A 24,908-nucleotide genomic window follows, 5' to 3' on the forward strand; every position below is an offset into this window, starting at 1 on the left:
AAAATTGCGCAGATTAGGGTGTTCAATTATCATGCGCAACCAATCACGGACTGATGTGCACCGCGCCGATGCAACCGGCGCAAATTTGTTAATGATGAGGTTCGTGAATGCCCCGCAGTGTATGGTTCAAGGTTATTTTAGTGCTGGCGGCCCTTTGGGCGCCGTTAAGTCAGGCAGATACCGGATGGCAACCGATTCAGGACACTATCCGCAAAAGTGAAAAAGATCCCCGGCAATATCAGGCAATTCGTCTGGATAATGGCATGGTGGTTCTGCTGGTTTCCGATCCGCAGGCGGTGAAATCGCTGTCTGCGCTGGTGGTGCCCGTGGGATCGTTGCAGGATCCCGTCGAACACCAGGGGCTGGCGCATTTCCTCGAGCACATGACGCTGATGGGCTCGCAAAAATACCAGCAGCCCGACAGCCTCGCCGAATTCCTCAAAATGCACGGCGGCAGTCATAACGCCAGTACCGCGCCTTATCGCACGGCGTTCTATCTTGAAGTCGAGAACGATGCGCTGGACGGTGCGGTCGATCGCCTGGCGGATGCCATCGCGGCCCCGTTGCTCGATAAAAAATATGCCGACCGCGAGCGCAACGCCGTCAATGCCGAGCTGACCATGGCGCGGACCCGGGACGGGATGCGTATGGCGCAGGTCAGTGCCGAAACCATTAACCCGGCTCACCCGGCATCACATTTTTCCGGTGGTAACCTCGAAACGCTCAGCGACAAGCCCGGTAAACCGGTGCTCGACGCCCTGCATGCTTTCCGTGATAACTGGTACTCCGCGAACCTGATGAAAGCGGTGATTTACAGCAATAAACCGCTGCCGGAGCTGGCAAGTATCGCGGCCGCGACCTATGGCCGGGTACCCAACCACAATATCAGTAAACCGGAGATCACCGTTCCGGTAGTGACCGATGCGCAAAAGGGCATCATCATCCACTACGTTCCGGCGATGCCGCGTAAAGTGCTGCGCATTGAATTCCGCATTGATAACAATAGCGACCAGTTCCGCAGTAAAACCGACGAGCTGGTGACCTATATGATAGGGAACCGTAGCCCGGGGACCTTATCCGACTGGCTGCAGCAGCAAGGCCTGGTAGAAGGCATTCGCGCGGACTCCGATCCGGCGGTGAATGGCAACAGCGGCGTGCTGGCGATTTCCGCGACCCTGACGGATAAAGGCCTGGCGAACCGCGATGAAGTCGCCGCGGCGATCTTCAGCTACCTTAACCTGCTGCGTAGTCAGGGCATCGATAAACGCTATTTCGATGAGCTGTCTCACGTTCTGGCGCTCGATTTCCGCTATCCCTCGATCAACCGCGATATGGACTACGTTGAATGGCTGGCGGATACCATGATCCGCGTGCCGGTAGAGCATACGCTGGACGTGGTGAATATTGCCGACCGGTACGACCCGCAGGCGATTAAAGACCGGCTGGCGATGATGACGCCGCAAAACGCCCGCGTCTGGTATATCAGCCCGCAGGAACCGCATAACAAAACCGCCTACTTTGTGAATGCGCCCTATCAGGTCGACAAGATTAGCCCCCAGACCTTTAGCGACTGGCAGCAGAAGGCGAGCGCTATCGACCTCAAGCTGCCGGTCCTGAACCCCTATATTCCTGATGATTTTACGCTGATTAAAAGCGACAAAGCCTACCCGCATCCGCAGCTGATCGTCGATGAGCCGACGCTGCGCGTGGTCTACGCGCCGAGCCAGTACTTCGCCAGTGAGCCGAAGGCCGATGTCTCGTTGGTGCTGCGCAACCCGCAGGCCATGGATAGCGCCCGCAGCCAGGTGATGTTTGCCCTGAATGATTATCTGGCGGGTATCGCACTCGACCAGCTCAGTAATCAGGCGGCGGTCGGGGGAATCAGCTTCTCTACCGGCGCCAATAACGGGTTAATGGTCAATGCCAATGGCTACACCCAGCGCCTGCCGCAGCTGTTTACCGCGCTGCTGGATGGCTATTTCAGCTACACGCCGACCGAAGAACAGCTGGCGCAGGCGAAGTCCTGGTACGCACAGATGATGGACTCGGCAGAGAAAGGGAAAGCGTACGACCTGGCGATTATGCCGGTGCAGATGCTGTCTCAGGTGCCTTATTTCCAGCGGGAAGAACGCCGTGGGCTGCTGCCGTCGATCACCCTGAAAGAGGTCCTGGCCTACCGGGACAACCTGAAAGCCAAAGGGCGACCGGAGCTGATGGTCATCGGTAATCTCAGCGCCGAGCAGTCCACCGCGATGGCGCGACAGATCCAGCAACAGCTGGGGGCCGATGGCAACGAGTGGTGCCGGAACAAAGATGTGCTGATTAACAGCCAGCAGCTGGCGATTTTTGAAAAAGCCGGTAACAGCACCGACTCGGCGCTGGCCGCGGTCTTTGCGCCGCCTGACGCCGATGAGTACAGCAGTTCTGCCGCCAGCTCCCTGCTCGGGCAGATTATCCAGCCGTGGTTCTATACCCAACTGCGTACCGAAGAGCAGCTTGGCTACGCGGTCTTTGCCTTCCCGATGAACATCGGCCGCCAGTGGGGGATGGGCTTCCTGCTGCAAAGCAGCGATAAACAGCCGGCGTTCCTCTGGCAGCGCTTTAAGGCCTTTTTCCCCACGGCTGAAGCTAAACTGCGGGCCATGAACCCGGCAGAGTTTGCGCAAATCCAGCAGGCGGTGATTGGCCAGATGACTCAGGCGCCGCAAACCCTCGGCGGGGAAGCCTCGCAGCTGAGCAAAGATTTCGATCGCGGTAATATGCGTTTCGATTCACGTGATAAAGTAGTGGCTCAGATAAAACTGCTGACGCCGCAAAAACTTGCCGACTTCTTCCATCAGACGGTGGTGGATCCGCAAGGCATGGCGATATTGTCCCAGGTCTCCGGCAGCCAGAATGGCAAGACCGATTACGTCCACCCTGAGGGGGGCAAAGTCTGGGAAAACGTCAGCGCATTGCAGAAATCCTTACCCCTGATGCGAGAGAACGAATGACCGAAACCGCCGAGCCTCTGAATCCTCTGCGCTTGCCCTTAACGGGCGAGCGCCTGATAGAAGCCTCTGCGGGCACCGGAAAAACCTTTACCATCGCCGCACTCTACCTGCGGCTGTTGCTGGGACTCGGCGGTGAATCCGCCTTTCCCCGGGCGGTCAGCGTGGAAGAACTGCTGGTGGTGACCTTCACCGAGGCTGCCACCGAAGAACTGCGTGGCCGTATCCGCAGCAATATTCATGACCTGCGCATTGCCTGCCTGCGTGAAAGCACGACCGATCCCCTCTATGCCGCACTGCTGGCCGAAATCCCGGATAAAACTCAGGCGGCGAACACGCTGCTGCTGGCAGAACGGCAGATGGACGAAGCGGCGGTGTTCACCATTCACGGCTTCTGCCAACGGATGCTGAGCCTGAACGCCTTTGAGTCAGGCATGCTGTTTGAACAGCAGCTGATCGAAGATGAGTCCCGGCTGCGCTACCAGGCCTGCGCCGACTTCTGGCGCCGCCACTGTTACCCGCTGCCGCGCGACATTGCCGCGGTGATCCACGAGGCATGGAAAGGCCCGCGCGATCTGTTGAAATCTCTCGACCGTTGGTTACAGGGCGAAGCCCCGCAGCTCAAATCCCCGCCCGCGCCGGAAGAGACGCTGGCTGAACGTCATCAGCAAATCATTACCCGTATCAATGCGCTGAAAGCGCAGTGGCGCGAGCAGGTTGGTGAGATTGACGGCGTGCTGGAGAGCTCCGGCATTGACCGGCGCAAGTTCAATCGTGGCAATCAGGGTAAGTGGATCGACAAGATCAACGCCTGGGCTCAGGAAGAGACGCTAAGCTACCTGCTGCCCGACGCGCTGGAGAAATTCTCTCAGCCCTTCCTGTATGAACGCACCAAGGCCGGCGGCGAGCCGCCGGTGCATCCGCTGTTCAGCGCGGTGGAACAGCTGCTGGCCTCTTCGCTGACGCTGACGGATCTGGTGATGGCCAGGGCGATGGTGGAGATCCGCGACGCGGTGGCACGGGAGAAACGTCGCCGCGGCGAGCTGGGTTTTGACGACATGCTCAGTCGGCTGGATGATGCGCTGCATGGCGAAAGCGCAGACGCGCTGGCCAGCGCTATCCGCCAGCGTTTCCCGGTGGCGATGATCGATGAATTCCAGGATACCGATCCGCAGCAGTATCGTATTTTCCGCCGTATCTGGCGGCACCAGCCGGAGACGGCGCTGCTGCTGATCGGCGATCCCAAACAGGCCATCTATGCCTTCCGCGGCGCGGATATTTTCACCTATATGAAAGCCCGTGGCGACGTTGCGGCTCACTATACGCTGGACACCAACTGGCGCTCTGCCCCCGGGATGGTAGAAAGCGTTAACCGCCTGTTTGGCCTCAGCGATAACCCCTTTATGTTCCGGGAAATCCCCTTTTTGCCGGTCAAAGCGGCCGGGAAGAACCACGGGCTGCGGTTTACCGTAGATAACGCCGCGGTGCCGGCGATGAACATCTGGCTGATGCCGGGTGAGGCCGTCGGGGCGGGCGAGTATCAGGCGTATATGGCGCAGCTGTGCGCGGCGCAAATTCGCGACTGGTTAAGCGCCGGTCAGCAGGGCAGCGCGCTGCTCTGGCGCGACGAAGCTGCCCGGCCGGTGCAGGCCTCGGATATGACGGTACTGGTGCGTAACCGCCAGGAAGCCTCGTTGATCCGGGACGCCTTGCGGGCGCTGGCGATTCCGTCGGTATACCTTTCAAACCGCGACAGCGTATTTGAAACCCCGGAAGCGCAGGAGATATTGTGGATCCTGCAGGCGGTGCTGTCCCCGGAGCGCGAAAATACGCTGCGCAGCGCGCTGGCGACCTCGGTCTTTGGCCTGAACGCGCTGGATATCGACAGCCTTAATCAGGACGAACGTGCGTGGGATGCGCTGGTTGAGGAGTTCAGCGACTATCGGCAAATCTGGCGCCAGCGTGGCGTGATGCCGATGCTGCGGGCGCTGATGAGCGCGCGGAAAATTGCGGAAAACCTGCTGGTGACGGTCGGCGGCGAGCGCCGGTTAACGGATATTCTGCACATCAGCGAACTGCTCCAGGAGGCGGCCAACCAGCTGGAGAGCGAACATGCGCTGGTCCGTTGGTTGACGCAGCATATCGCCGAGCCGGACAGCAATGCCTCAAGCCAGCAGATGCGCCTGGAGAGCGACAAGCACCTGGTGCAAATCGTCACCGTGCATAAATCGAAAGGTCTGGAATACCCGCTGGTCTGGCTGCCGTTTATCGCGCGTTTCCGTAAGCAGGATCAGGCGTTTTATCACGACCGTGACTCCTTCGCTGCGGTACTTGATCTCGACGAAAACGAGGGCAGCCTGGAGCTGGCGGAAGCGGAGCGCCTGGCGGAAGACTTACGTCTGCTGTACGTCGCACTGACTCGTGCGGTCTGGCACTGCAGTCTCGGCGTCGCGCCGCTCAGTACCCGCCGCAGTGACAAACCCGGGGCCAGTGATTTTCATCAAAGCGCCCTGGGGCGCCTGCTGCAGGGCGGCGAAGCGATGGATGCCGCCGGGCTGACGGCGCGTCTGCAGGCCTTATGCAGCGATGATATTGCGCTGCAAACCCCAGCGGCGCTAGACCCGACGCCCTGGCAGGCGCCTCAGGAGTCGTTGCCGCCGCTGTCAGCACGGTTCCTGACGCGCCACGTGACGGACGACTGGCGCGTCACCAGCTATTCCGGGCTACAGCAGCATGGTCATAGCCAGGCTCAGGATCTGCTGCCCCGCCTTGACGTTGATGCCGCTGGCGTCGGCGAGGTGGCCGACGATCCACAGCTCACTCCGCATCAGTTCCCGCGCGGCGCATCGCCGGGGACCTTCCTGCACAGCCTGTTTGAAGATCTCGATTTCACCCAACCGGTGCCTGCCGAGTGGATGGCGACACAGCTGCAGTCCGGCGGCTTCGGCGAGCAGTGGACGCCGGTCCTGACCCAGTGGCTGGATGACGTACTGCGTACGCCGTTGCCGGGCGCCGGGATCGCGCTAAATCAGCTTAGCGCGGGCGATAAACAGGTGGAGATGGCCTTCTATTTACCCATTGAACAGCCGCTGGATCCGCAGCGGCTGGATGCTCTGATTCGCCGCTACGATCCTCTCTCAGTCGATTGCCCGCCGCTGGATTTCCGCCAGGTTCGCGGCATGTTAAAAGGCTTTATTGACCTCGTGTTCCGCCATAACGGCCGCTACTACCTGCTGGATTACAAATCGAACTGGCTGGGACCAGACCGCGAGGCCTACACCCGACAGGCGATGGAACAGGCCATGCGCGGGCATCGCTACGATTTGCAGTACCAGCTCTATAGCCTGGCGCTGCACCGCTATTTGCGCCACCGCATCGCTGACTACCAATATGAACACCATTTCGGCGGCGTGATTTATCTCTTTTTGCGCGGCATGGATGGCGAGGGCGGCGAGCAGGGGATTTTTACCACCCGTCCCGTTCAGCCGCTGATTGATGGCCTGGATGCGCTGTTTGCCGGAGACGTTCAGGAGAGCATGCCATGACAATGGATGAACTGTTGCTGGAAGCAGCAAATCAGCGGGTGTTACGCCCGCTAGACGTACAGTTTGCGCTGATGGTGGCGCACGATGCGCATCCGGCGGTGAAACTGGCGGCCGCGGTGCTGAGCCGCGATGCCGGGGAAGGCCACGTTTGTCTGCCGGTGTCGCGCCTGCGCTCCGCGGAGTTTCTGAGTGGCAAAGCCAGCGAGATGCGTGAGCAACTGCTGGCACTGGCGGGATCGCCGGATGACTGGCCGGCGCTGCTGCTGGCGTCATCTGCGGTTAGCGTGGGCGATCGTCCGACGCCGATGATCCTCTGCGGCGAACGGCTCTATCTCAACCGCATGTGGCGAAATGAGCTAACCGTGGCCCATTTCTTTAACGAGGCGAACCAGGTTCTCGAGGTGGACGATGCCCGGCTGGCCGCCACGCTGGATGCCTTGTTCCCGGCAAGCGATGAAACCGACTGGCAAAAAGTCGCCGCCGCGGTTGCCCTGACCCGTCGTATTTCGGTGATCTCCGGCGGCCCCGGCACCGGGAAAACTACCACCGTCGCCAGGCTGCTGGCGGCGTTGATTCAGACCACTCACCAGCCGCACTGTCGTATCCGTCTGGCGGCCCCGACCGGGAAAGCCGCCGCCAGATTGACCGAGTCGCTGGGGGAAGCGCTGCGTCGCCTCCCGCTGAGCGATGAGCAAAAAGCGCTGCTGCCCAGCGAGGCCAGCACGCTGCACCGTCTGCTGGGCGCCCAGCCTGGCAGCCAACGTCTGCGCTATCACGCCGGTAACCCGTTACATCTGGACGTGCTGGTCGTGGATGAGGCCTCGATGATTGACCTGCCGATGATGGCGCGGCTGATTGACGCGCTGCCGGAACACGGGCGGGTTATTTTCCTCGGCGACCGCGATCAGCTGGCGTCGGTGGAGGCCGGGGCGGTGCTCGGGGATATCTGTGCCTGGGTGAATGCCGGCTATACCGCCGGGCGTGCGGCGCAACTGACGAAACTGACCGGCTATGCGCTGCCGGCCGGCGAAGGTGAAATTGCCGGTGCGCTGCGCGACAGCCTGTGCCTGCTGCAAAAAAGCTACCGTTTTGGCAGCCATTCCGGGATCGGCCACCTGGCACGGGCGGTGAATAACGGCGATCGCCAGGGCGTCAGGGCGACGTTACGCCAGCCGTTTGACGATATCGTGTTGCATCCGCTGAGCACCACCGAGGAATACGCCGCGATGCTCGCCCAGTCGCAGGATGGCTATGGCCGCTATCTACAGCTGCTGCGTGAACGGGCTGAGCCTGAAGTGCTGCTCGCCGCTTTCGCGGAATTCCAGCTGCTGTGCGCCCTGCGTGATGGCCCATATGGCGTCAGCGGCGTAAATGAACAGCTGGAACAACGGCTAAACTGCAACCGGGCGATTTCGCTGCCGCGCCACTCGCGCTGGTATGAAGGGCGTCCGGTGATGATTTCGCGCAACGATAGTGCGTTAGGGCTGTTTAATGGCGATATCGGGATTGCGCTGGAACGAGGAGAAGGGCTGCGGGTCTGGTTCCCGATGCCGGATGGCAGTATTAAGTCGGTACAGCCGAGCCGTTTGCCAGAGCATGATACCGCGTGGGCGATGACGGTGCATAAATCACAGGGGTCGGAGTTTGATCATGCGGCCTTGATTCTGCCAGCGAAGAGCGTTCCGCTGGTGACCCGCGAGCTGGTCTACACCGCGATCACCCGCGCAAAACAGCGTTTATCGATGTATGCCGACGAGCAGGTGCTGCTCCAGGCCATCGTTGCCCGCACCGAGCGGCGCAGCGGACTGGCGGATATTTTCGCCCGTCATCAATAGACGCAGGAACCCCGGCGGGCGACGGACGAGAGTCGCCCGGATAAGGTATTTACGCCACTATCCGGGAGGGTCGCTTTAGCCGAGGTCGGCCATCATCACTTTTGAGCGGCGCTGATAGTTGTACATCTCTTTCTTACTTTCCGGCAGCAGGTCGATATCCACTGGCGTGAAGCCGCGCTCCTGGAACCAGTGAATGCTACGGGTGGTGAGAACAAACAGTTTGCTCAGCCCCATCTGCTTCGCCTGGGTGGCAATCCGGTTCAGCAGCACTTCGCCGCGGGATGAACTGCGGTAATCCGGATGCACCGCCACGCAGGCCATTTCACCGATTTTCTCTTCCGGGAACGGATAAAGCGCGGCGCAGGCAATGGTGGTGTTATCGCGCTGAATAATGGTGAACTTATCGATCTCCATTTCCAGCTGCTCACGGGAGCGGCGCACCAGAATCCCCTGTTGCTCCAGCGGGCTAATCAGTTCGAGGATCCCGCCGATATCGTTAATGGTGGCGCGGCGAATCTGCTCCGCACTCTCCATCACGATCTGGGTCCCGATGCCGTCGCGTGAGAACAACTCCTGCAGCAAGGCGCCATCTTCCTGATAGCTGATCAGGTGGCAGCGACGGACGCCGCTACGACAGGCTTTCACCGCACCACGCAGAAAACGCACCGTGCCGGAGTTGTAATCTTCTTCCGCTTCCAGCTCTTCCACCCGTACCTGGGCTTCGTTCGGGAACAGCTCCGGAACTATCTCGCCATCCTGGTTGTAAACGCCTTGCGAGGAGCAGAAGCCGATCATTTTCTCGGCCTTCAGCTTAATCGCCAGCTGAGTCGCGATCTCTTCCGAGGTCAGATTGAAGCTTTCGCCAGTCACCGAAACGGCAACCGGTCCCATCAGGACGATGGCGCCGTTATCCAGCTGGCGATGGATAGCTTCTTCATCGATGCGGCGGATGCGTCCGCTATGGCAATAATCAACGCCGTCATCGACGCCCAGCGGCTGGGCGATAATAAAGTTGCCGCTCACCACGTTAATATGGGCGCCCTGCAGCGGGGTATTGTTCAGGCTCATCGACAGGCGCGCGGTAATTTCCAGCTGCAGCATACCGGCAGCCTGCTTCACCAGTTCGAGGGTTTTGGCGTCGGTTACGCGGGTCTGTTTATGGTAGACCGGCTCGTGACGGTGCTCCGACAGATTGGCATCAATCTGCGGACGGGCGCCATAGACCACCACCAGGCGGATGCCCAGGCTGTGTAACAGACCGATGTCATTGACTATGCTGGAGAAATTTTCATGCTCAATCGCTTCACCGCCAAGCATGATGACAAACGTTTTTCCCCGATGGGCGTTAATATAGGGGACTGAATGGCGGAATCCTTCTACCAGTTCGGTGCGACGTTCCTTCACCATGACAAACCCTCAATGCATGATTATTCGTAATAAGTGTATTTTTATTCTGTTTTGCCGTTAAACGCAAGCCTAAATTTATGGCTAAATTGATAAAAATCTGTGGCCAAATCCGCGTTCTCTAAGTTTGTTTACCCTTTTATTGATGACAGGTTATGCCGCTTTGGTTAAAGTTTCTGGTCAATCTGTTTGTTTTGAATACCAGTACGTTTTATTGCTTGGGAGTGGCATGCCGGGATACAAGTCAGGATTAAGCCGCCGTCGCCTGTTAAAAGGGGCGGGTGCGATGTGGTTAATGAGCGTCAGCCCGATAGGTTTCGCTGCGGCGGCGCAGGTCGTCGCCGTCCGCGTCTGGCCGTCGTCAACCTATACCCGCGTGACGGTAGAATCTAATCATGTGCTGAAATACCGGCAGTTTGCTTTGAGCAATCCGGAACGGCTGGTGGTGGATCTGGAAGGGGTGAACCTGAACTCCGTGCTCAAAGGCATGGGGGGGAGCATCCGTGATGACGATCCCTACATTAAATCCGCGCGCGTCGGGCAATTTGATCCCCAGACCGTGCGGATGGTGTTTGAACTGAAGCAAAACGTCAAACCGCAGCTGTTTGCCCTGGCGCCGGTGGCCGGCTTTAAAGAACGTCTGGTGATGGATCTCTATCCCTCCAATGCCACCGATGTGCAGGATCCTCTGCTGGCCCTGCTGGAAGATTACAACAAAGGCGACCTCGAACGGCAGGTGCCGCCTGCGGAGAGCGGCCCGAAGCCGGGGAAAGCCGGGCGCGATCGGCCGATTGTGATCATGCTCGATCCAGGCCACGGCGGCGAAGATTCCGGTGCGGTAGGCAAATACCATACCCGCGAGAAAGACGTGGTGCTGCAGATTGCCCGCCGGCTACGGGCGTTAATCGAAAAAGAGGGCAATATGCGGGCTTACATGACCCGCAATGAAGATGTCTTCATTCCGTTAAAGGTGCGCGTTGCCAAGGCGCAAAAACAGCGTGCCGATCTGTTCGTCTCCATTCACGCCGATGCCTTTACCAGCCGGCAGCCGCGGGGTTCTTCGGTCTTTGCCCTGTCGACCAAAGGGGCAACCAGTACCGCCGCGAAGTATCTTGCGCAAACCCAGAACGCCTCTGACCTCGTGGGGGGCGTCAGTAAGAGCGGCGATCGCTACGTCGACCATACGATGTTCGATATGGTGCAGTCGCTGACCATCGCCGATAGCCTGAAATTCGGGAAAGCGGTGCTGCAAAAAATGGGTAAGGTGAATAGCCTGCATAAAAACCAGGTCGAGCAGGCGGGCTTTGCGGTGCTGAAAGCGCCGGATATTCCGTCGATCCTCGTGGAAACGGCGTTTATCAGTAACGTTGAAGAAGAGCGTAAGCTGAAAACCGCCACCTTCCAGCAGCAGGTGGCCGAGTCCATCCTTGCCGGGATCAAAGCCTACTTTGCCGATGGCGCAACGCTGGCAAGACGCGGTTAATCAATACGGGAGCAGGAAATGGCGCTACTGAAGAGCGCGCATGGCGGTAATACCCGGGAAGCCGCAGCGCTGCTGGGCATCACCGCGGAACAGCTGCTGGATTTTAGCGCTAATATTAACCCGGCCGGCATGCCGGAAAGCCTCAGGCGCGTGCTGATTGATAACCTCGCCTGCGCCCAGCATTACCCCGACCTTGATTATCAGCAGCTGCATCGTGCGCTGGCCGAACATCACCAGATCCCCGCCGCGTGGATCCTCGCGGGCAATGGCGAAACCGAATCCATTTTTACGCTGGTCAACGGCCTGAAACCGCGTTCGGCGATGGTGGTAACGCCGGGTTTTGCGGAGTATCGCCGCGCGCTGCAGGCGATTGATTGCGTTCCCCGGAGCTATGCGCTGCGCGAAGAAGATGGCTGGCAGCTGACCGAGGCCATTCTTGACGTGCTGACGCCGGATCTGGACTGTCTGTTTCTCTGTACCCCCAATAATCCCACCGGCCTGCTGCCGGAGCGCCCGTTGCTGGAGGCGATTGCCGCCCGCTGCCAGGCCGCCGGTATTGCGCTGATTCTGGACGAAGCGTTTCTTGATTTTATCCCCGACCAACCGGGGTTTATCCCTTTCCTGCAGCATAACCCGCATATCTGGGTGCTGCGGTCGCTCACCAAGTTTTACGCCATTCCCGGCCTGCGTCTGGGCTATCTGGTGAACAGCGATGAACAAGCCGTGGCCCGGCTGCGCGAGAAGCAGATGCCATGGTCGATCAATGCCTTTGCCGCGCTGGCCGGCGAGGTAGTCCTCAAGGATCGCGTTTATCAACAGGCGACCTGGCAATGGCTGGCGCAGGAGGGGGCACGCTTTTACGAGGCGTTGAACCAGCTTGATGGTCTGACCGTCTATCCGGGGCGGGCCAACTATCTGTTTTTGCGCTGCAATCGCGAGGGGCTCGACCTGCAACAGGCGTTGTTGCAGCAGCATATTTTGATCCGCAGCTGCGCGAACTATTCGGGCCTGGGTGAGGGGTATTATCGTGTGGCGATTCGCAGCCTGGAAGAGAATCAGCGCCTGCTTACGGCGCTCCGCACTATCATGGCATAATAGCGCCCCCTGATGCCTCTATCATCGGGGCTGACTATCACCAACAGGTGCCAGGGAAGGGGGTAACACTTCCCCGCAGCGACCACTCTGAACAGGAACAGGGTATGGCGGTAACACTCCATCCATACATTTTCATCCACCGGCCGGTGGCCGCGAGGCGTAAGCCATGACGCTGCTGGCCTGGTGTGTCGCCTGGGTTCTCGATGTTTTGATCGGCGATCCCCCGCGGTGGCCGCATCCGGTGCGCTGGATGGGCAATCTCATTACCTTTATTCAATCTCTCGTACGTCGGTATTGTCGCAGCGACCGCGCGCTGCGCATCGGCGGTGCCGTGCTGTGGCTGACCGTCGTCGGTATGACGTGGGGGCTGAGTTGGGCGGTGCTGAATATCGCCCGGCATATTCATCCCTGGCTGGGCTGGGGCATTGAAGTGTGGCTGATCTTTACGCTGCTGGCCGGTCGTTGCCTCGCGGACTCTGCCCGGGAGGTCGAACGTCCGCTGCGGGCTGGCGACCTGGCGCAAAGCCGCGAAAAGCTCTCCTGGATCGTCGGGCGCGATACCTCTCAACTGAAGCCTGAACAGATTAACCGTGCGGTGGTGGAAACGGTGGCCGAGAACACCGTCGACGGCATTATTGCGCCGCTGTTCTTCTTATTGCTGGGCGGCGTACCGCTGGCGATGGCCTACAAAGCGGTAAACACCCTCGACTCGATGGTGGGGTATAAGCATCAAAAATATCGCGCCATTGGCATGGTCAGCGCCCGCCTCGACGACGTTGCGAATTATATTCCCGCCCGCCTGAGCTGGCTGCTGATCGGCTTCGCGGCGTTCTTATGCCGCAACGATGGCGCGCGTGCCCTGCGGATCGGCTGGCGCGATCGCTATTGCCACAGCAGCCCCAATTGCGCGTGGTCAGAAGCCAGCGTGGCGGGGGCGTTAGGTATTCGCCTCGGCGGCCCGAATGACTATTTTGGCGAGCGGGTGGAAAAACCGTGGATTGGCGACGCCGTGCGCGATATTGCGGTCGATGATATTCCCCGGACCATTCGCCTGATGTGGGTCGCCTCGACCTTAGCCCTGGTACTGTTTATGGTGCTGCGCTATCTGTGGGCTGGTGCGGCCTGAGCGCTGGCAGAGAAAACAAAATGGATTGCAATGACATGCGAGAAACCGCGAGCGAGGAAGCCTTATGAAGCAGGCAATTATGTTGCAGGGGACGGCGTCCGATGTCGGCAAAAGCGTGCTGGTGGCCGGATTATGTCGAATTTTTTATCAGGATGGCCTGCGCACGGCGCCGTTTAAATCGCAGAATATGGCCCTGAACTCCGGCATCACCGCCGACGGTAAAGAGATGGGCCGGGCGCAGATTTTCCAGGCCGAAGCGGCCGGAATTGCGCCGGACGTGCGCATGAACCCGGTATTGCTGAAACCGACCAGCGATCTCAAAGCCCAGGTGGTGCTGATGGGGAAAGTGGCCACCAACATGGACGCGGTGAGCTACCACGAGTACAAACCGCGCCTGCGCGAGCAGATCCTTGAGGTCTATCGCAGCCTGGCGCAGGAGTACGATGTCATGGTTCTGGAAGGGGCCGGCAGCCCGGCGGAGATCAACCTGCGCGACCGCGATATCGTCAACATGGGCATGGCGGAGCTGGCCCAGTGCCCGGTGATCCTCGTTGCCGATATCGATCGCGGCGGGGTGTTTGCCGCCATCTACGGCACTCTGGCCCTGCTGCAGGAGCATGAGCGCGCCAGGGTCAAAGGGGTGATCATCAATAAATTCCGCGGCGATATCGCGCTGCTCTACTCCGGGATCGAACAGATCGAAGCATTAACCGGCGTTCCCGTGCTGGGCGTACTGCCGTGGCTGGAGGTCGACCTGGAGGATGAAGACAGCGTCGCGTTGCAGAAAGGCAAATACCTGAGCACCGCGCAGCGCGAGATAGACATCGCGGTCATTCAGCTACCCCATACCTCGAACTTCACCGATTTCAACGCGCTGGCGGCGCAGCCGGATGTCCGCGTCCGTTACGTCCGTTATCCGCAGGATCTGGCGGGCTGCGATCTGGTGATCCTGCCCGGCAGCAAAAATACGCTGGGCGATCTGCTGTGGCTGCGCGAAAGCGGGATGGAGCAGGCGGTGCTGCAGGCGCATCAGCAGGAGATCCCTGTTCTGGGGATCTGCGGGGGATATCAGATGCTGGGCGAGACGATCGTTGATGGCGTCGAGTCCGGTCTGGAGACCTTACCCGGGCTGGGTCTGCTTAACACCGTGACCCGGTTTGCCCAGCATAAAACTACCACCCAGGTTGAGGCGACGATGTCGTCCGCGCTACCGGGCTGGCTGGCTGGGGTTGGCGGCCTGCGCGTGCGCGGCTATGAAATCCACATGGGGGAGACGGTACTCCTCGGGGACAGCCAGCCGGTGCTGGCGCTGGAGAAAAACGTCCAGCGCGTCGCGGACGGGGCAATGACCGCCGACGGCCTGGTATGGGGCACCTATCTGCACGGGCTGTTCGACAGCGATGATTTCACCCGCGCGCTGGTCAACGGCCTGCGTAGGCGTAAAGGGCTGGATGCGCTGGATCTGTCGGTCCATTACGCGCAATACAAATCACAGCAGTTTGATGTGCTGGCTGCCGCCATGCGCCAGCATATTGATATCGAAAAAATTTATCATATTATGCAGCAGCATCAGGAGCCATCATGCTGATTCTGGTTACCGGCGGCGCCCGTAGCGGCAAGAGCCGCCACGCCGAAGCGCTGATTGCCGATTCGCCGCAGGTCTTGTACCTCGCGACGTCGCAGATTGTTGATGACGAAATGGCCGAGCGGATCCAGCATCACCGCGATAGCCGACCGGCGCACTGGCGGACCGCCGAGCGCTGGCAGCATCTCGATGAACTGATTACGCCGCACAACGACCCGCAGGAAGCGGTGTTGCTGGAGTGCATCACCACCATGGTGACTAACCTGCTGTTTGCTCAGGGCGGCGAGAGTTCCCCGGATGACTGGGATTTTGCGGCGATGGAGCGGATGATAGACGACGAAATCCACACGCTGATCGCCGCCTGCCAGCGCTGTCCGGCGACGGTGGTGCTGGTCACCAATGAGGTGGGGATGGGGATTGTCCCGGAAAATCGTCTTGCGCGGCATTTCCGCGATATTGCCGGGCGGGTCAACCAGCGTCTGGCGTCCGCAGCGGATGAAGTCTGGTGGGTAGTATCAGGTATTGGAGTCAAAATTAAATGATTAAATTATTCTGGGCAACGCTCTCTTTTATCAGCCGTTTACCGGTGCCGGGCCGCTGGTCACAGGGGCTTGAGATCGATCACTACGTGCGCGGGATTGTGACCTTCCCGCTGGTCGGAGTGTTGCTGGGCGGGCTGAGCGGGCTGGTGTTTCTGGCTGTGGCGTCGTGGTGCGGCGTGCCGCTGGCGGCGCTGTTCTGTGTGCTGGCGCTGGCGTTGCTGACCGGTGGTTTTCATCTCGATGGCCTGGCCGACACCTGCGACGGGGTGTTTTCCGCCCGTGGCCGGGAACGGATGCTGGAGATCATGCGTGACAGCCGGCTGGGAACCCACGGCGGCCTGGCGCTGATTTTTGTCCTGCTGGCAAAAGTGCTGGTGATTAGCGAACTGGCGCTGCGCGGGGCACCGGTTCTGGCTGCGCTGGCGGCTGCCTGTGCGGCCGGGCGCGGTGTCGCCGTGCTGCTGATGTATCGCCATCGCTATGCCCGTGAAGAGGGGCTGGGCAATGTGTTTATCGGCAAAGTGAGCGGGAAACAAACCTGCGTAACGCTGGGCGTGACCGCCATTCTCGCGGCCATATTGCTGCCCGGCATGCAGGGCGTCATGGCGTTGGGGATCACCATGGTGGCGATTTTTGCCATTGGGCAATTATTGAAACGGACCCTGGGCGGGCAAACCGGCGACACGTTGGGAGCCGCGATAGAACTGGGTGAGCTGATTTTCCTGCTGGCGCTGCTGTGAGTCAGGACGAGTAACCGAGCGCCATGGTCGCTCCGCATGAGGTGGCGATGGCGTATCTGGCATCAGAGCTATTGGATGGCGGTGAGGGGAGCGGGGCGCAGAAACAAAAAAACACCCGTCAGGGTGTTCATTGTGTTGGTTGCGGGGGCCGGATTTGAACCGACGACCTTCGGGTTATGAGCCCGACGAGCTACCAGGCTGCTCCACCCCGCGTCCGTCTTTACTCTTCATCGAGTAAATTGCTTATCAGATTTTAAATTGGTTGCGGGGGCCGGATTTGAACCGACGACCTTCGGGTTATGAGCCCGACGAGCTACCAGGCTGCTCCACCCCGCGTCCGTCTTTACTCTTCCATCGAGTAAAGCTTACTGCTTATCTGATTTTAATTGGTTGCGGGGGCCGGATTTGAACCGACGACCTTCGGGTTATGAGCCCGACGAGCTACCAGGCTGCTCCACCCCGCGTCCGTGGATGCGCACTATACTCCGCTAACGTTCTGATGCAACCCTTTTTCATCTAAAACAGCAATTTTGTAATAACTGATGTATAAAAGAGCGCTTTTCGCTGGTTTTTTGCTCAAATTTGTATTTGTGATGCTTTAGCGCATTTCAATAGCCCTGGGGGTTTGTTATCTTCCCTCCTCACGAACCGCGACTAAGCAGCGTAAAGAAGAGATACCATGAAAGGACGTTGGGCAAAGTATGTAGTGACCGGGGCAATGATGGCAATGCTTGCTGCTTGTTCCTCAAAACCGACCGATCGCGGCCAGCAGTATAATGAAGGGAAGTTAACCCAGCCGTTTTCGCTGGTTAACCAGCCTGATGCAGTGGGTTCGCCCATTAACGCCGGTGACTTCTCCGAGCAGGTCAGACAGATTCGCAGTGCCTCACCGCGCCTCTATAATAGCCAGAGCAACGTTTATAGCGCGCTGCAGCAGTGGTTAAGCGCCGGTGGCGATACCCGCACCTTAAGCCAGTACGGTATTGATGCCTGGCAGATGCAGGGTGCTGATAGCTACGGCAACGTGCAGTTCACCGGCTACTACACCCCGGTGGTGCAGGCGCGCCATACCCGTCAGGGTGAATTCCAGTACCCTATTTATCGTATGCCGCCGAAACGCGGTAAGCTGCCGTCCCGCGCCAGCATTTATGCCGGTGGGCTGAGTGACGCCTATATCCTGGCCTACAGCAATTCGCTGATGGACAACTTTATTATGGACGTGCAGGGCAGCGGCTATATTGATTTTGGCGACGGCTCGCCGCTGAACTTCTTCAGCTATGCCGGCAAAAACGGCTGGTCTTACCGCAGTATTGGTAAAGTGCTGATCGACCGCGGCGAAGTGAAGAAAGAAGATATGTCGATGCAGGCGATTCGTGAATGGGGCGAAACCCATAGCGAAGCGGAAGTACGTGAACTGCTCGAACAGAACCCGTCGTTCGTCTTCTTTAAACCGCAGTCATTCGCACCGGTGAAAGGGGCGAGCGCGGTTCCGCTGATTGGCCGCGCGTCGGTGGCCTCTGATCGCAGCATTATTCCGCCGGGCACTACCCTGCTGGCAGAAGTGCCGCTGCTGGATAACAACGGCAAGTTTAACGGTCAGTACGAACTGCGTCTGATGGTGGCTCTGGATGTGGGCGGGGCGATTAAAGGGCAGCACTTCGATATTTACCAGGGCATTGGGGCGGACGCTGGCCATCGTGCCGGTTGGTATAACCACTATGGCCGCGTCTGGGTGCTGAAGAACGCGCCGGGTGCCGGCAACGTCTTTAGCGGTTAACACTCCCTCTCCTTGTTCCCCGGTCGCGCCGTGCGTTCCGGGGCGACGGTAGCCCGGTACGGCGCCTGTGCGCCATCCGGGTTTTTCCACTGATTCTGAGGTTTTATGTCTGTTGTAATCAGCGACGCCTGGCGCCAGCGTTTTGGCGGTACGGCGCGTTTATATGGTGAAAAAGCGCTGCAGTGTTTTGCGCAGGCGCATGTCTGCGTCGTTGGCATCGGCGGCGTCGGTTCCTGGGCGGCGGAAGCGCTGGCACGAACCGGTATCGGCGCGATCACCCTCATCGACATGGACGATGTCTGCGTCACCAACACCAACCGGCAGATCCACGCCCTGGGCGGCAACGTCGGGCTGGCGAAAGCCGAGGTGATGGCCGAGCGTATTCGCCTGATTAACCCGGAATGCCGGGTGACGGTGATTGACGATTTTGTCACGCCGGAAAACGTGGCCGAGTATATGGGGGCCGGTTATAGCTACGTGATTGATGCTATCGATAGCGTGCGTCCCAAGGTGGCGTTGATTGCCTGGTGTCGCCGTAATAAAGTGCCGCTGGTGACCACCGGCGGGGCGGGCGGACAAATCGACCCGACGCAGATTCAGGTGGCTGACCTGGCGAAAACCATCCAGGATCCGCTGGCGGCGAAGCTGCGTGAACGGTTGAAAGGGCAGTTTGGCGTGGTGAAAAACAGCAAAGGCAAACTGGGGATTGATTGCGTCTTCTCAACCGAAGCGCTGGTTTATCCGCAGGCCGACGGCAGCGTATGCGCCATGAAGAGCACCGCCGAAGGTCCGAAACGGATGGATTGCGCCTCTGGCTTTGGCGCGGCGACGATGGTGACCGCCACCTTTGGCTTTGTTGCCGTATCCCATGCATTGAAGAAAATGCTGGCGAAGGCCGAACGTCAGGGATAGGTTTTGGCGCGCCTGGTACGGGCTACGGGGTTAACTGTAGCCCGGCCAGGTGCAGCGCCAGCCGGGGGAATCAGCTGCTATATCTCGCGGGCGGCAGCAAGCACCGCCTCGCTGAGGGCCGACAGCCCCTGACTGCGCGACGCGCTCAGCTGACCGCGAAGTCCCAGCTCATCAAACAACGCCAGCGGATCCTGCGCCAGCAGCTCCGCCGCGCTTTTGCCTTCGACGGCGGTCAACAGCACCGCCAGCAGCCCACGCACGATGCGTCCTTCGCTGTCGCCGAAGAAATGCAGCCGGCCATCAACCACCTGATATCCCAGCCAGACGCGATTCTCACAGCCGGCGATCTCCCGGGCCTGAGCCTTTAACTCGTCGCTCAGCGTGGGAAGCTTTTTGCCGAGTAAAATCAGCTGCCGGTATTTATCCTCCCACTGGGTCAGCGGAAGGAATGTTTGCCGTAACGTCGTGTCGGTGACGGCAGTGCCAAAGGGATGTGAAGCTGTCATTAATCCACCAGTATTTCCAGGGCGCGGTCAACGGCGTGAACCAGCGCGTAAACATCGTCCTGGGTATTATAAGGGGCAAACGAGGCGCGCAGGGTGCCGCTGACGCCCAGCGACGCTAGTAACGGCTGGGCGCAGTGCTGCCCGGCGCGTAACGCAATTCCGGACTCTGCCAGCAGGGTGACCATATCGCTATGGTGTACGCCGGCGAAATCAAAGGCCAGCAGACTTGAATCCTGGCAGCGGAACGAACGGAACCCCGGTCGTTTAGCCAGCGCCTCTTCGGCCAGCGTCGCCAGACTGCGGCTCCAGCTTTCAGCCTGGGCGATATCGCAATTTTCCAGCCACTCCAGCGCCGCGCTCAGGCCAATCACTCCGGCGACGTTGGGAGTACCGGCTTCCAGACGATAGGGCACCGGCTGGGTGGTGAAACCCTCGAAGGTTACCTGCGAAATCATCTTGCCGCCGCCAAGCCATGGCGACATGGCGTCGAGGAGCTCGCTTTTGCCGTAGAGCACGCCAATCCCGGTCGGGCCATACAGTTTATGACCAGAGAAAGCATAAAAATCGATATCCAGCGCTTGTACGTCGGCGGGGAAATGGACCGCGCCCTGCGCTCCGTCTACCATTACCACCATCCCGGCATCATGGGCGTGACGGATCGCCGTCGCCAGGTCCGGGCAGCCGCCGGTGACGTTGGACATCTGGCCGATTGCCAGCAGCCGGCTGCGTGGGGTGATCAATGCAGGCAGCAGAGTGACGTCCGGCAGACGATCGGCGCCGATCGGTAGTTTAACGACCCGCGCACCGGTCTGCTCCGCCACCATCAGCCAGGGCACCAGGTTGGCATGATGTTCTGCCTCGCTGACGATGATCTCATCGCCGGGCTGCAGACGCGGGCGAAGATAGCTCTGCGCCACCATATTAATGGCTTCCGTGGTGCCGCGGGTCCAGACGATATCTTTGGCGGATGGCGCATTGAGCAGCGTCGCCACGCGTTCGCGGGCATCTTCATAGCGCTCGGTCAGCCGCTGGGCGGCAGCGAACTGGCTACGATGCACGTTACCTGCGCTGAGGCGATAAAACTGATCGCTGGCGTCGATCACCGCAAGCGGCTTCAGTGCCGTCGCGGCGCTATCAAGATAAACGCCAGCATCGGCCAGCGCAGGAAACTGGGCGCGAAATTGCGCAGGGTTGAATGCGTTCATGGAGCTCCTCTTTGCTATCCGACGATCGTCGCGCAAATTATCCATCAGGGCAAGGCTGGAGAGAGCAAGAGTGTGGGGAATCGTGAGCGTGCGGTGACGGACAGGCAAAAAAAAGCACCGCTTGTTGCGGTGCTACATTAAATCACTATGGACAGACAGGGTAAATGTACAGGAAGTGAAAAGGGGTAGCTTAGCTACCATGGTCCGCAAAGACAGACCAATTGCAAACACAACAACACAACATCACAACCGTAAGCCAAAAGCTTGTTGGAACACGCATTCCAAAAAAAGCTCTTCGTTCCGGCTCAGGAAGTGCCGCCACTATAGGTATTTGCTGGTAGAACCTCAACGGACAAATTATAATGGCTCAGATAAAAAAAACTAATAGGTTAACTGTTGTTTCCTGTTTGTTAAATTGCCTTAACATCTAAGCCAGAATAACTATGTCAAAGCGATTACCCCCCCTGAATGCATTACGTGTTTTTGATGCAGCCGCACGTCATTTAAGCTTCACTCGCGCCGCCGATGAGCTTTTTGTGACCCAGGCCGCAGTAAGTCATCAAATCAAGTCACTAGAGGATTTTCTAGGGCTGAAGCTGTTTCGACGCCGCAACCGTTCGCTGCTGCTGACGGAAGAAGGACAGAGCTATTTTCAGGATATTAAAGAGATTTTTTCGCAACTGACCGAAGCGACGCGTAAACTGCAGGCCCGCAGTGCAAAAGGGGCCTTAACGGTCAGTTTGCTGCCCAGTTTTGCGATTCAGTGGCTGGTGCCGCGACTTTCAAGCTTTAACTCAGCTTATCCGGGGATCGACGTCAGGATCCAGGCGGTGGACCGTCAGGAAGATAAGCTGGCGGATGACGTCGACGTGGCGATTTTCTATGGTCGGGGCAACTGGCCAGGGCTGCGTGTCGAAAAACTGTACGCCGAATATCTGCTGCCGGTGTGCTCACCGGCGTTGTTGACCGGCGACAGGGCATTGAAAACGCCTGCCGATCTGGCGCAACATACGCTGTTGCACGATGCTTCCCGTCGCGACTGGCAAACTTATACCCGCCAGCTAGGTCTAAGCCATATTAATGTGCAACAGGGGCCTATCTTCAGCCACAGCGCGATGGTGCTGCAGGCGGCGATTCACGGGCAAGGGGTGGCGCTCGCGAATAACGTGATGTCCCAGTCCGAAATTGAGGCCGGGAGACTGGTCTGCCCGTTTAATGATGTCCTGGTCAGTAAGAATGCGTTTTATCTGGTTTGTCATGACAGTCAGGCTGAACTGGGTAAAATAGCCGCCTTCCGGCAGTGGATACTGGCGAAAGCGGCGAGCGAACAAGAAAAATTTCGTTTTCGTTACGAACAATAGATGATTGTAGGGTAAAAACATGACCAGCCGTTTTATGCTGATATTCTCCGCGATCAGCGGTTTTATTTTTGTGGCTCTGGGCGCCTTCGGCGCACACGTGCTGAGTCGCACCATTGGGGCGACAGAAATGGCCTGGATCCATACCGGGCTTGAGTACCAGGCGTTCCATACGCTGGCGATTTTCGGCCTGGCGGTGGCGATGCAGCGTCGCATCAGCATCTGGTTCTACTGGAGCAGCGTGTTTATGGCGCTCGGTACCGTATTATTCAGCGGCAGCCTCTATTGCCTGGCGCTGTCGCATTTGCGCCTGTGGGCGTTTGTTACGCCGGTGGGAGGCGTGAGCTTCCTCGCTGGTTGGGTATTAATGTTAATTGGTGCAATTCGTCTGAAACGTAAGGGCGTTGTTCATGAATAAGGTTGTCCTCTATTGTCGCCCCGGGTTTGAGAAGGAGTGCGCAGCAGAAATTACGGACAAGGCTTCCCGCCTTGATATCTTTGGCTTTGCCCGGGTTAAAGAAGACTCTGGCTATGTCATTTTTGAATGCTATCAGATGGAAGATGGCGACAAGCTGGTACGCGACCTGCCGTTCAGCTCGCTGGTGTTTGCCCGTCAGATGTTTGTGGTTGGCGAGCTGTTGCGCGACCTGCCGCCAGAAGACCGCATCACGCCGATTGTCGGCATGCTGCAGGGCGTGGTGGAGAAGGGTGGCGATCTGCGGGTTGAAGTGGCCGACACCAACGAAAGCAAAGAGCTGATGAAGTTCTGCCGTAAACTGACGGTTCCGCTGCGCGCCGCGCTGCGCGAAGCTGGCGTGCTGACCAACTATGAAACGCCAAAACGTCCGGTAGTGCACGTGTTCTTTATTGCCCCTGGCTGCTGCTACACCGGTTATTCCTACACCACCAATAATTCGCCATTCTATATGGGGATCCCGCGTCTCAAGTTCCCGTCCGATGCGCCGAGCCGTTCAACGCTGAAGCTGGAAGAGGCGTTCCACGTCTTTATTCCTGCCGATGAGTGGGACGAGCGCCTGGGCAACGGCATGTATGCGGTAGACCTCGGGGCCTGCCCTGGCGGCTGGACCTATCAGCTGGTCAAACGCAATATGTGGGTGTCGTCAGTGGATAACGGCCCGATGGCGCAGAGCCTGATGGATACCGGGCAGGTGACCTGGCTGCGTGAAGATGGATTCCGCTACCGTCCAACCCGCAACAACATCTCGTGGATGGTCTGCGATATGGTGGAAAAACCGGCTAAAGTGGCGGCGCTGATGGCCCAGTGGCTGGTGAATGGCTGGTGTCGTGAAACCATCTTCAACCTCAAACTGCCGATGAAAAAGCGTTACGAAGAGCTGTCGCGTAACCTGGCCTATATCCAGGAACAGTTGGATGAACACGGCATTAATGCGCAGATCCAGGCGCGTCAGCTGTATCACGATCGTGAAGAAGTGACGGTGCACATTCGTCGCCTGTGGGCGGCAGTTGGCGGGCGTCGTGACGAGCGCTAAGCGCCAGTGAACGTCCGGAGATACCCGTCTTCAGTCACCGCATGAAGAGGGTATCGCGGCGCCGCCTGTCGGCGCCGTACCCGCTGTGCCGATAGCGCTACTTTGCCGCCAGCTGCTCATCAGAAATAATATGTGTCACATCATCAAGATGCCCAATGCTGGCCTCTCCCGAACGATTAAACTTACTTTTGTCGATCAGCAGTAACGACTGCGCCGCGCGTTTGAGCAGCAGCGATTTAAACTCGGCATTCACGGTATTCGAATCCCACAGCGCGCCGTTGCTATCGATGCCTTCGCAGGAAAAAATAAACAGGTCGATCTCCAGCGACTTAAGCTGCGAGACCAGCGACGGACTGACGTAGCAGCCATATTTGCGCTGCAGAGTGCCGCCGGAGCAGGTGAGCTGAATATTTTCGCGCTTGCTCAGCTCCTGGCAAATAGGCTGGCTGTTAGTAAACACGTGCAGGTTGATATCCGGCAGCTGACGGGCCAGATACCAGCAGGTGGAGCTGGCATCCAGGGCGATCACCATCCCTTCGTCGATCCACGCCAGCGCGCCGCGGGCGATGTCCGCTTTATGGGCATAATGGCTTTTGAGGCGGATGTGAAACGGATCGCCGCTGTCCTGGCTCTCCCGATGAATGATTTTGACCCGCCCGTGGTTACGCAACACTTTTCCCCGGGACTGCAGGTCGCTGAGATCGCGGCGAATCGTCTCTTTGCTGACGTTAAGCTGGAGCGATAAGGCTTCGGTCGTCAGGCTACTGTGGCTGATTAGCAGGTCTATTATCGCTTGCTGGCGTGCCGCTTTCATTGTCTCATCCTGTCATTCGATGAGCGCCCGCATCAGGCGGACGCTCCGGCATGAGATTACGGCGTTACTCCTTTTTTTAAAAGAATATTCCCGTACTTAGCGCGCTCGCCTGTGATAACGATCGCAAAGGCTTTTTGCGCCCGTTCATAGAAGGCAAAGCGGTCGATACGCGTGATCTCCGGGCAGGGGCCCTGGTACGAAAGCGCGTCGCGGTAGCGTGTTTCCACCTGCGGGTCGAGCGTATCGCCCTCTACCACCGCCATCATCACCAGCGGCGGCGCGTAGCTGTCCAGCTCAAACAGCGGAATAATCGCCCGCAGCAGATCGCTGACCAACAGGCCGTCGGCGCGCAGCACCTGTGGTCCGACGCTGTGGGCCGGGAAGTGGGCGTCGGAGAAAATAATTTCATCCCCATGTCCCATCTCCGCCAGCACCTTAAGCAGTTCCGGCGAGATAAGCGGCGAGATCGTTTTTAACATT

At 58.8% G+C, this 24,908-nt stretch carries 19 protein-coding genes and 3 tRNA genes; 14 read left to right on the forward strand and 8 right to left on the reverse strand.

Translation table 11 applies throughout. From position 1 onward, the window contains the following. The first annotated feature begins 107 nt into the window (after positions 1-107). The 3 genes from ptrA to recD are packed head-to-tail and all read left to right on the forward strand — an operon-like array spanning position 108 to position 8,370. Positions 108-2,993 (forward strand): pitrilysin, encoded by a 2,886-nt coding sequence (gene ptrA / locus EDF82_RS16895; protein ID WP_123756676.1) that lies wholly within the window; start codon positions 108-110, stop codon positions 2,991-2,993. After that, entirely contained in the window at positions 2,990-6,535 is a 3,546-nt protein-coding gene (gene recB, locus EDF82_RS16900) for an exodeoxyribonuclease V subunit beta (protein ID WP_123756677.1), read from the forward strand. The genes ptrA and recB overlap by 4 nt, the downstream gene beginning before the upstream one ends. Then, a complete protein-coding gene (gene recD, locus EDF82_RS16905) occupies positions 6,532-8,370 on the forward strand; it encodes an exodeoxyribonuclease V subunit alpha (RefSeq protein WP_123756678.1) in 1,839 nt (612 codons plus the stop codon). Before recB ends, recD begins: the two co-directional genes overlap by 4 nt. 75 nt (positions 8,371-8,445) lie before the next feature. Here the strand turns inward: recD and argA are convergent, their stop codons facing one another. Further along, positions 8,446-9,777, reverse strand: coding sequence for an amino-acid N-acetyltransferase (gene argA, locus EDF82_RS16910; RefSeq protein ID WP_123756679.1), 1,332 nt, complete (start codon positions 9,775-9,777; stop codon positions 8,446-8,448). Positions 9,778-10,003: 226 nt separating this feature from the next. On the opposite strand from argA, the gene amiC reads away from it, so the two are divergent. From amiC to cobS, 6 genes are all read left to right on the forward strand, one after another. After that, on the forward strand, positions 10,004-11,257 hold the full coding sequence (gene amiC / locus EDF82_RS16915; RefSeq protein ID WP_123756680.1) for an N-acetylmuramoyl-L-alanine amidase AmiC: 1,254 nt from the start codon (positions 10,004-10,006) through the stop codon (positions 11,255-11,257). A gap of 18 nt (positions 11,258-11,275) precedes the next feature. After that, complete coding sequence (cobD, locus tag EDF82_RS16920) at positions 11,276-12,352, forward strand: threonine-phosphate decarboxylase CobD (protein WP_123756681.1); 1,077 nt, start codon at positions 11,276-11,278, stop codon at positions 12,350-12,352. A 166-nt stretch (positions 12,353-12,518) separates the two neighbouring features. After that, positions 12,519-13,478, forward strand: coding sequence for an adenosylcobinamide-phosphate synthase CbiB (gene cbiB / locus EDF82_RS16925; RefSeq protein WP_123756682.1), 960 nt, complete (start codon positions 12,519-12,521; stop codon positions 13,476-13,478). Positions 13,479-13,542: 64 nt separating this feature from the next. Beyond that, positions 13,543-15,066, forward strand: a complete 1,524-nt coding sequence (locus tag EDF82_RS16930) for a cobyric acid synthase (RefSeq protein WP_123756683.1) — start codon at positions 13,543-13,545, stop codon at positions 15,064-15,066. Further along, positions 15,060-15,605, forward strand: coding sequence for a bifunctional adenosylcobinamide kinase/adenosylcobinamide-phosphate guanylyltransferase (gene cobU, locus EDF82_RS16935; protein ID WP_123756684.1), 546 nt, complete (start codon positions 15,060-15,062; stop codon positions 15,603-15,605). Before EDF82_RS16930 ends, cobU begins: the two co-directional genes overlap by 7 nt. Then, a complete protein-coding gene (cobS, locus tag EDF82_RS16940; RefSeq protein WP_123756685.1) occupies positions 15,602-16,345 on the forward strand; it encodes an adenosylcobinamide-GDP ribazoletransferase in 744 nt (247 codons plus the stop codon). The genes cobU and cobS overlap by 4 nt, the downstream gene beginning before the upstream one ends. A gap of 136 nt (positions 16,346-16,481) precedes the next feature. On the opposite strand, the gene EDF82_RS16945 is transcribed toward cobS, so the two are convergent. From EDF82_RS16945 to EDF82_RS16955, 3 genes are all read right to left on the reverse strand, one after another. After that, positions 16,482-16,558: transfer RNA gene (locus tag EDF82_RS16945), tRNA-Met, on the reverse strand. Between the two features lie 46 nt (positions 16,559-16,604). After that, positions 16,605-16,681, reverse strand: a tRNA-Met gene (locus EDF82_RS16950). A 51-nt stretch (positions 16,682-16,732) separates the two neighbouring features. After that, positions 16,733-16,809: transfer RNA gene (locus EDF82_RS16955), tRNA-Met, on the reverse strand. 215 nt (positions 16,810-17,024) lie between these two features. Between EDF82_RS16955 and mltA the strand changes: the two genes are divergently transcribed. Continuing rightward, a complete protein-coding gene (gene mltA / locus EDF82_RS16965) occupies positions 17,025-18,122 on the forward strand; it encodes a murein transglycosylase A (RefSeq protein ID WP_123756686.1) in 1,098 nt (365 codons plus the stop codon). Positions 18,123-18,227: 105 nt separating this feature from the next. Beyond that, positions 18,228-19,034 carry a tRNA cyclic N6-threonylcarbamoyladenosine(37) synthase TcdA gene (gene tcdA / locus EDF82_RS16970; RefSeq protein ID WP_123756687.1) on the forward strand — a complete coding sequence of 269 codons (807 nt, stop codon included), beginning with the start codon at positions 18,228-18,230 and terminating at the stop codon, positions 19,032-19,034. A 77-nt stretch (positions 19,035-19,111) separates the two neighbouring features. On the opposite strand, the gene csdE is transcribed toward tcdA, so the two are convergent. After that, on the reverse strand, positions 19,112-19,540 hold the full coding sequence (gene csdE / locus EDF82_RS16975) for a cysteine desulfurase sulfur acceptor subunit CsdE (protein WP_123756688.1): 429 nt from the start codon (positions 19,538-19,540) through the stop codon (positions 19,112-19,114). Next, positions 19,540-20,745: a cysteine desulfurase CsdA gene (csdA, locus tag EDF82_RS16980; protein WP_123756689.1), complete on the reverse strand. Its 1,206-nt coding sequence runs from the start codon at positions 20,743-20,745 to the stop codon at positions 19,540-19,542. The genes csdE and csdA overlap by 1 nt, the downstream gene beginning before the upstream one ends. Positions 20,746-21,188: 443 nt before the next feature. Here csdA and gcvA point away from each other — a divergent pair, with 443 nt between their 5' ends. Genes gcvA through rlmM form a run of 3 tightly spaced genes read left to right on the forward strand, consistent with a single transcriptional unit; the run spans position 21,189 to position 23,614 of the window. Further along, a complete protein-coding gene (gene gcvA, locus EDF82_RS16985; RefSeq protein WP_123756690.1) occupies positions 21,189-22,106 on the forward strand; it encodes a glycine cleavage system transcriptional regulator GcvA in 918 nt (305 codons plus the stop codon). A gap of 19 nt (positions 22,107-22,125) precedes the next feature. Continuing rightward, the gene (locus EDF82_RS16990) at positions 22,126-22,521 is read left to right on the forward strand and encodes a DUF423 domain-containing protein (RefSeq protein WP_123756691.1); all 396 of its coding nucleotides are present in this window, start codon (positions 22,126-22,128) and stop codon (positions 22,519-22,521) included. Beyond that, on the forward strand, positions 22,514-23,614 hold the full coding sequence (rlmM, locus tag EDF82_RS16995) for a 23S rRNA (cytidine(2498)-2'-O)-methyltransferase RlmM (RefSeq protein ID WP_123756692.1): 1,101 nt from the start codon (positions 22,514-22,516) through the stop codon (positions 23,612-23,614). The genes EDF82_RS16990 and rlmM overlap by 8 nt, the downstream gene beginning before the upstream one ends. Before the next feature lie 97 nt (positions 23,615-23,711). Here the strand turns inward: rlmM and fucR are convergent, their stop codons facing one another. Together fucR and fucU are read right to left on the reverse strand one after the other, a co-directional pair. Then, the gene (gene fucR / locus EDF82_RS17000; protein ID WP_123756693.1) at positions 23,712-24,428 is read right to left on the reverse strand and encodes an L-fucose operon activator; all 717 of its coding nucleotides are present in this window, start codon (positions 24,426-24,428) and stop codon (positions 23,712-23,714) included. A gap of 56 nt (positions 24,429-24,484) precedes the next feature. Then, positions 24,485-24,907 carry an L-fucose mutarotase gene (gene fucU, locus EDF82_RS17005; RefSeq protein ID WP_123756694.1) on the reverse strand — a complete coding sequence of 141 codons (423 nt, stop codon included), beginning with the start codon at positions 24,905-24,907 and terminating at the stop codon, positions 24,485-24,487. Position 24,908 lies beyond the last annotated feature (1 nt).

This window comes from Klebsiella sp. BIGb0399, assembly GCF_003752615.1.
Classification (GTDB): Bacteria; Pseudomonadota; Gammaproteobacteria; order Enterobacterales; family Enterobacteriaceae; genus Klebsiella; species Klebsiella lignicola.

What these genes read in the sequence shown, in the direction of transcription:
- cbiB (WP_123756682.1), top strand. Translation starts at nt 12,519, where the DNA reads ATGACGCTGCTGGCCTGGTGTGTCGCCTGGGTTCTCGATGTTTTGATC.
- fucU (WP_123756694.1), bottom strand. Translation starts at nt 24,907, where the DNA reads ATGTTAAAAACGATCTCGCCGCTTATCTCGCCGGAACTGCTTAAGGTG.
- mltA (WP_123756686.1), top strand. Translation starts at nt 17,025, where the DNA reads ATGAAAGGACGTTGGGCAAAGTATGTAGTGACCGGGGCAATGATGGCA.
- EDF82_RS16990 (WP_123756691.1), top strand. Translation starts at nt 22,126, where the DNA reads ATGACCAGCCGTTTTATGCTGATATTCTCCGCGATCAGCGGTTTTATT.
- cobS (WP_123756685.1), top strand. Translation starts at nt 15,602, where the DNA reads ATGATTAAATTATTCTGGGCAACGCTCTCTTTTATCAGCCGTTTACCG.
- cobU (WP_123756684.1), top strand. Translation starts at nt 15,060, where the DNA reads ATGCTGATTCTGGTTACCGGCGGCGCCCGTAGCGGCAAGAGCCGCCAC.
- gcvA (WP_123756690.1), top strand. Translation starts at nt 21,189, where the DNA reads ATGTCAAAGCGATTACCCCCCCTGAATGCATTACGTGTTTTTGATGCA.
- recB (WP_123756677.1), top strand. Translation starts at nt 2,990, where the DNA reads ATGACCGAAACCGCCGAGCCTCTGAATCCTCTGCGCTTGCCCTTAACG.
- ptrA (WP_123756676.1), top strand. Translation starts at nt 108, where the DNA reads ATGCCCCGCAGTGTATGGTTCAAGGTTATTTTAGTGCTGGCGGCCCTT.
- fucR (WP_123756693.1), bottom strand. Translation starts at nt 24,428, where the DNA reads ATGAAAGCGGCACGCCAGCAAGCGATAATAGACCTGCTAATCAGCCAC.
- cobD (WP_123756681.1), top strand. Translation starts at nt 11,276, where the DNA reads ATGGCGCTACTGAAGAGCGCGCATGGCGGTAATACCCGGGAAGCCGCA.
- EDF82_RS16930 (WP_123756683.1), top strand. Translation starts at nt 13,543, where the DNA reads ATGAAGCAGGCAATTATGTTGCAGGGGACGGCGTCCGATGTCGGCAAA.
- rlmM (WP_123756692.1), top strand. Translation starts at nt 22,514, where the DNA reads ATGAATAAGGTTGTCCTCTATTGTCGCCCCGGGTTTGAGAAGGAGTGC.
- amiC (WP_123756680.1), top strand. Translation starts at nt 10,004, where the DNA reads ATGCCGGGATACAAGTCAGGATTAAGCCGCCGTCGCCTGTTAAAAGGG.
- argA (WP_123756679.1), bottom strand. Translation starts at nt 9,777, where the DNA reads ATGGTGAAGGAACGTCGCACCGAACTGGTAGAAGGATTCCGCCATTCA.
- tcdA (WP_123756687.1), top strand. Translation starts at nt 18,228, where the DNA reads ATGTCTGTTGTAATCAGCGACGCCTGGCGCCAGCGTTTTGGCGGTACG.
- recD (WP_123756678.1), top strand. Translation starts at nt 6,532, where the DNA reads ATGACAATGGATGAACTGTTGCTGGAAGCAGCAAATCAGCGGGTGTTA.
- csdE (WP_123756688.1), bottom strand. Translation starts at nt 19,540, where the DNA reads ATGACAGCTTCACATCCCTTTGGCACTGCCGTCACCGACACGACGTTA.
- csdA (WP_123756689.1), bottom strand. Translation starts at nt 20,745, where the DNA reads ATGAACGCATTCAACCCTGCGCAATTTCGCGCCCAGTTTCCTGCGCTG.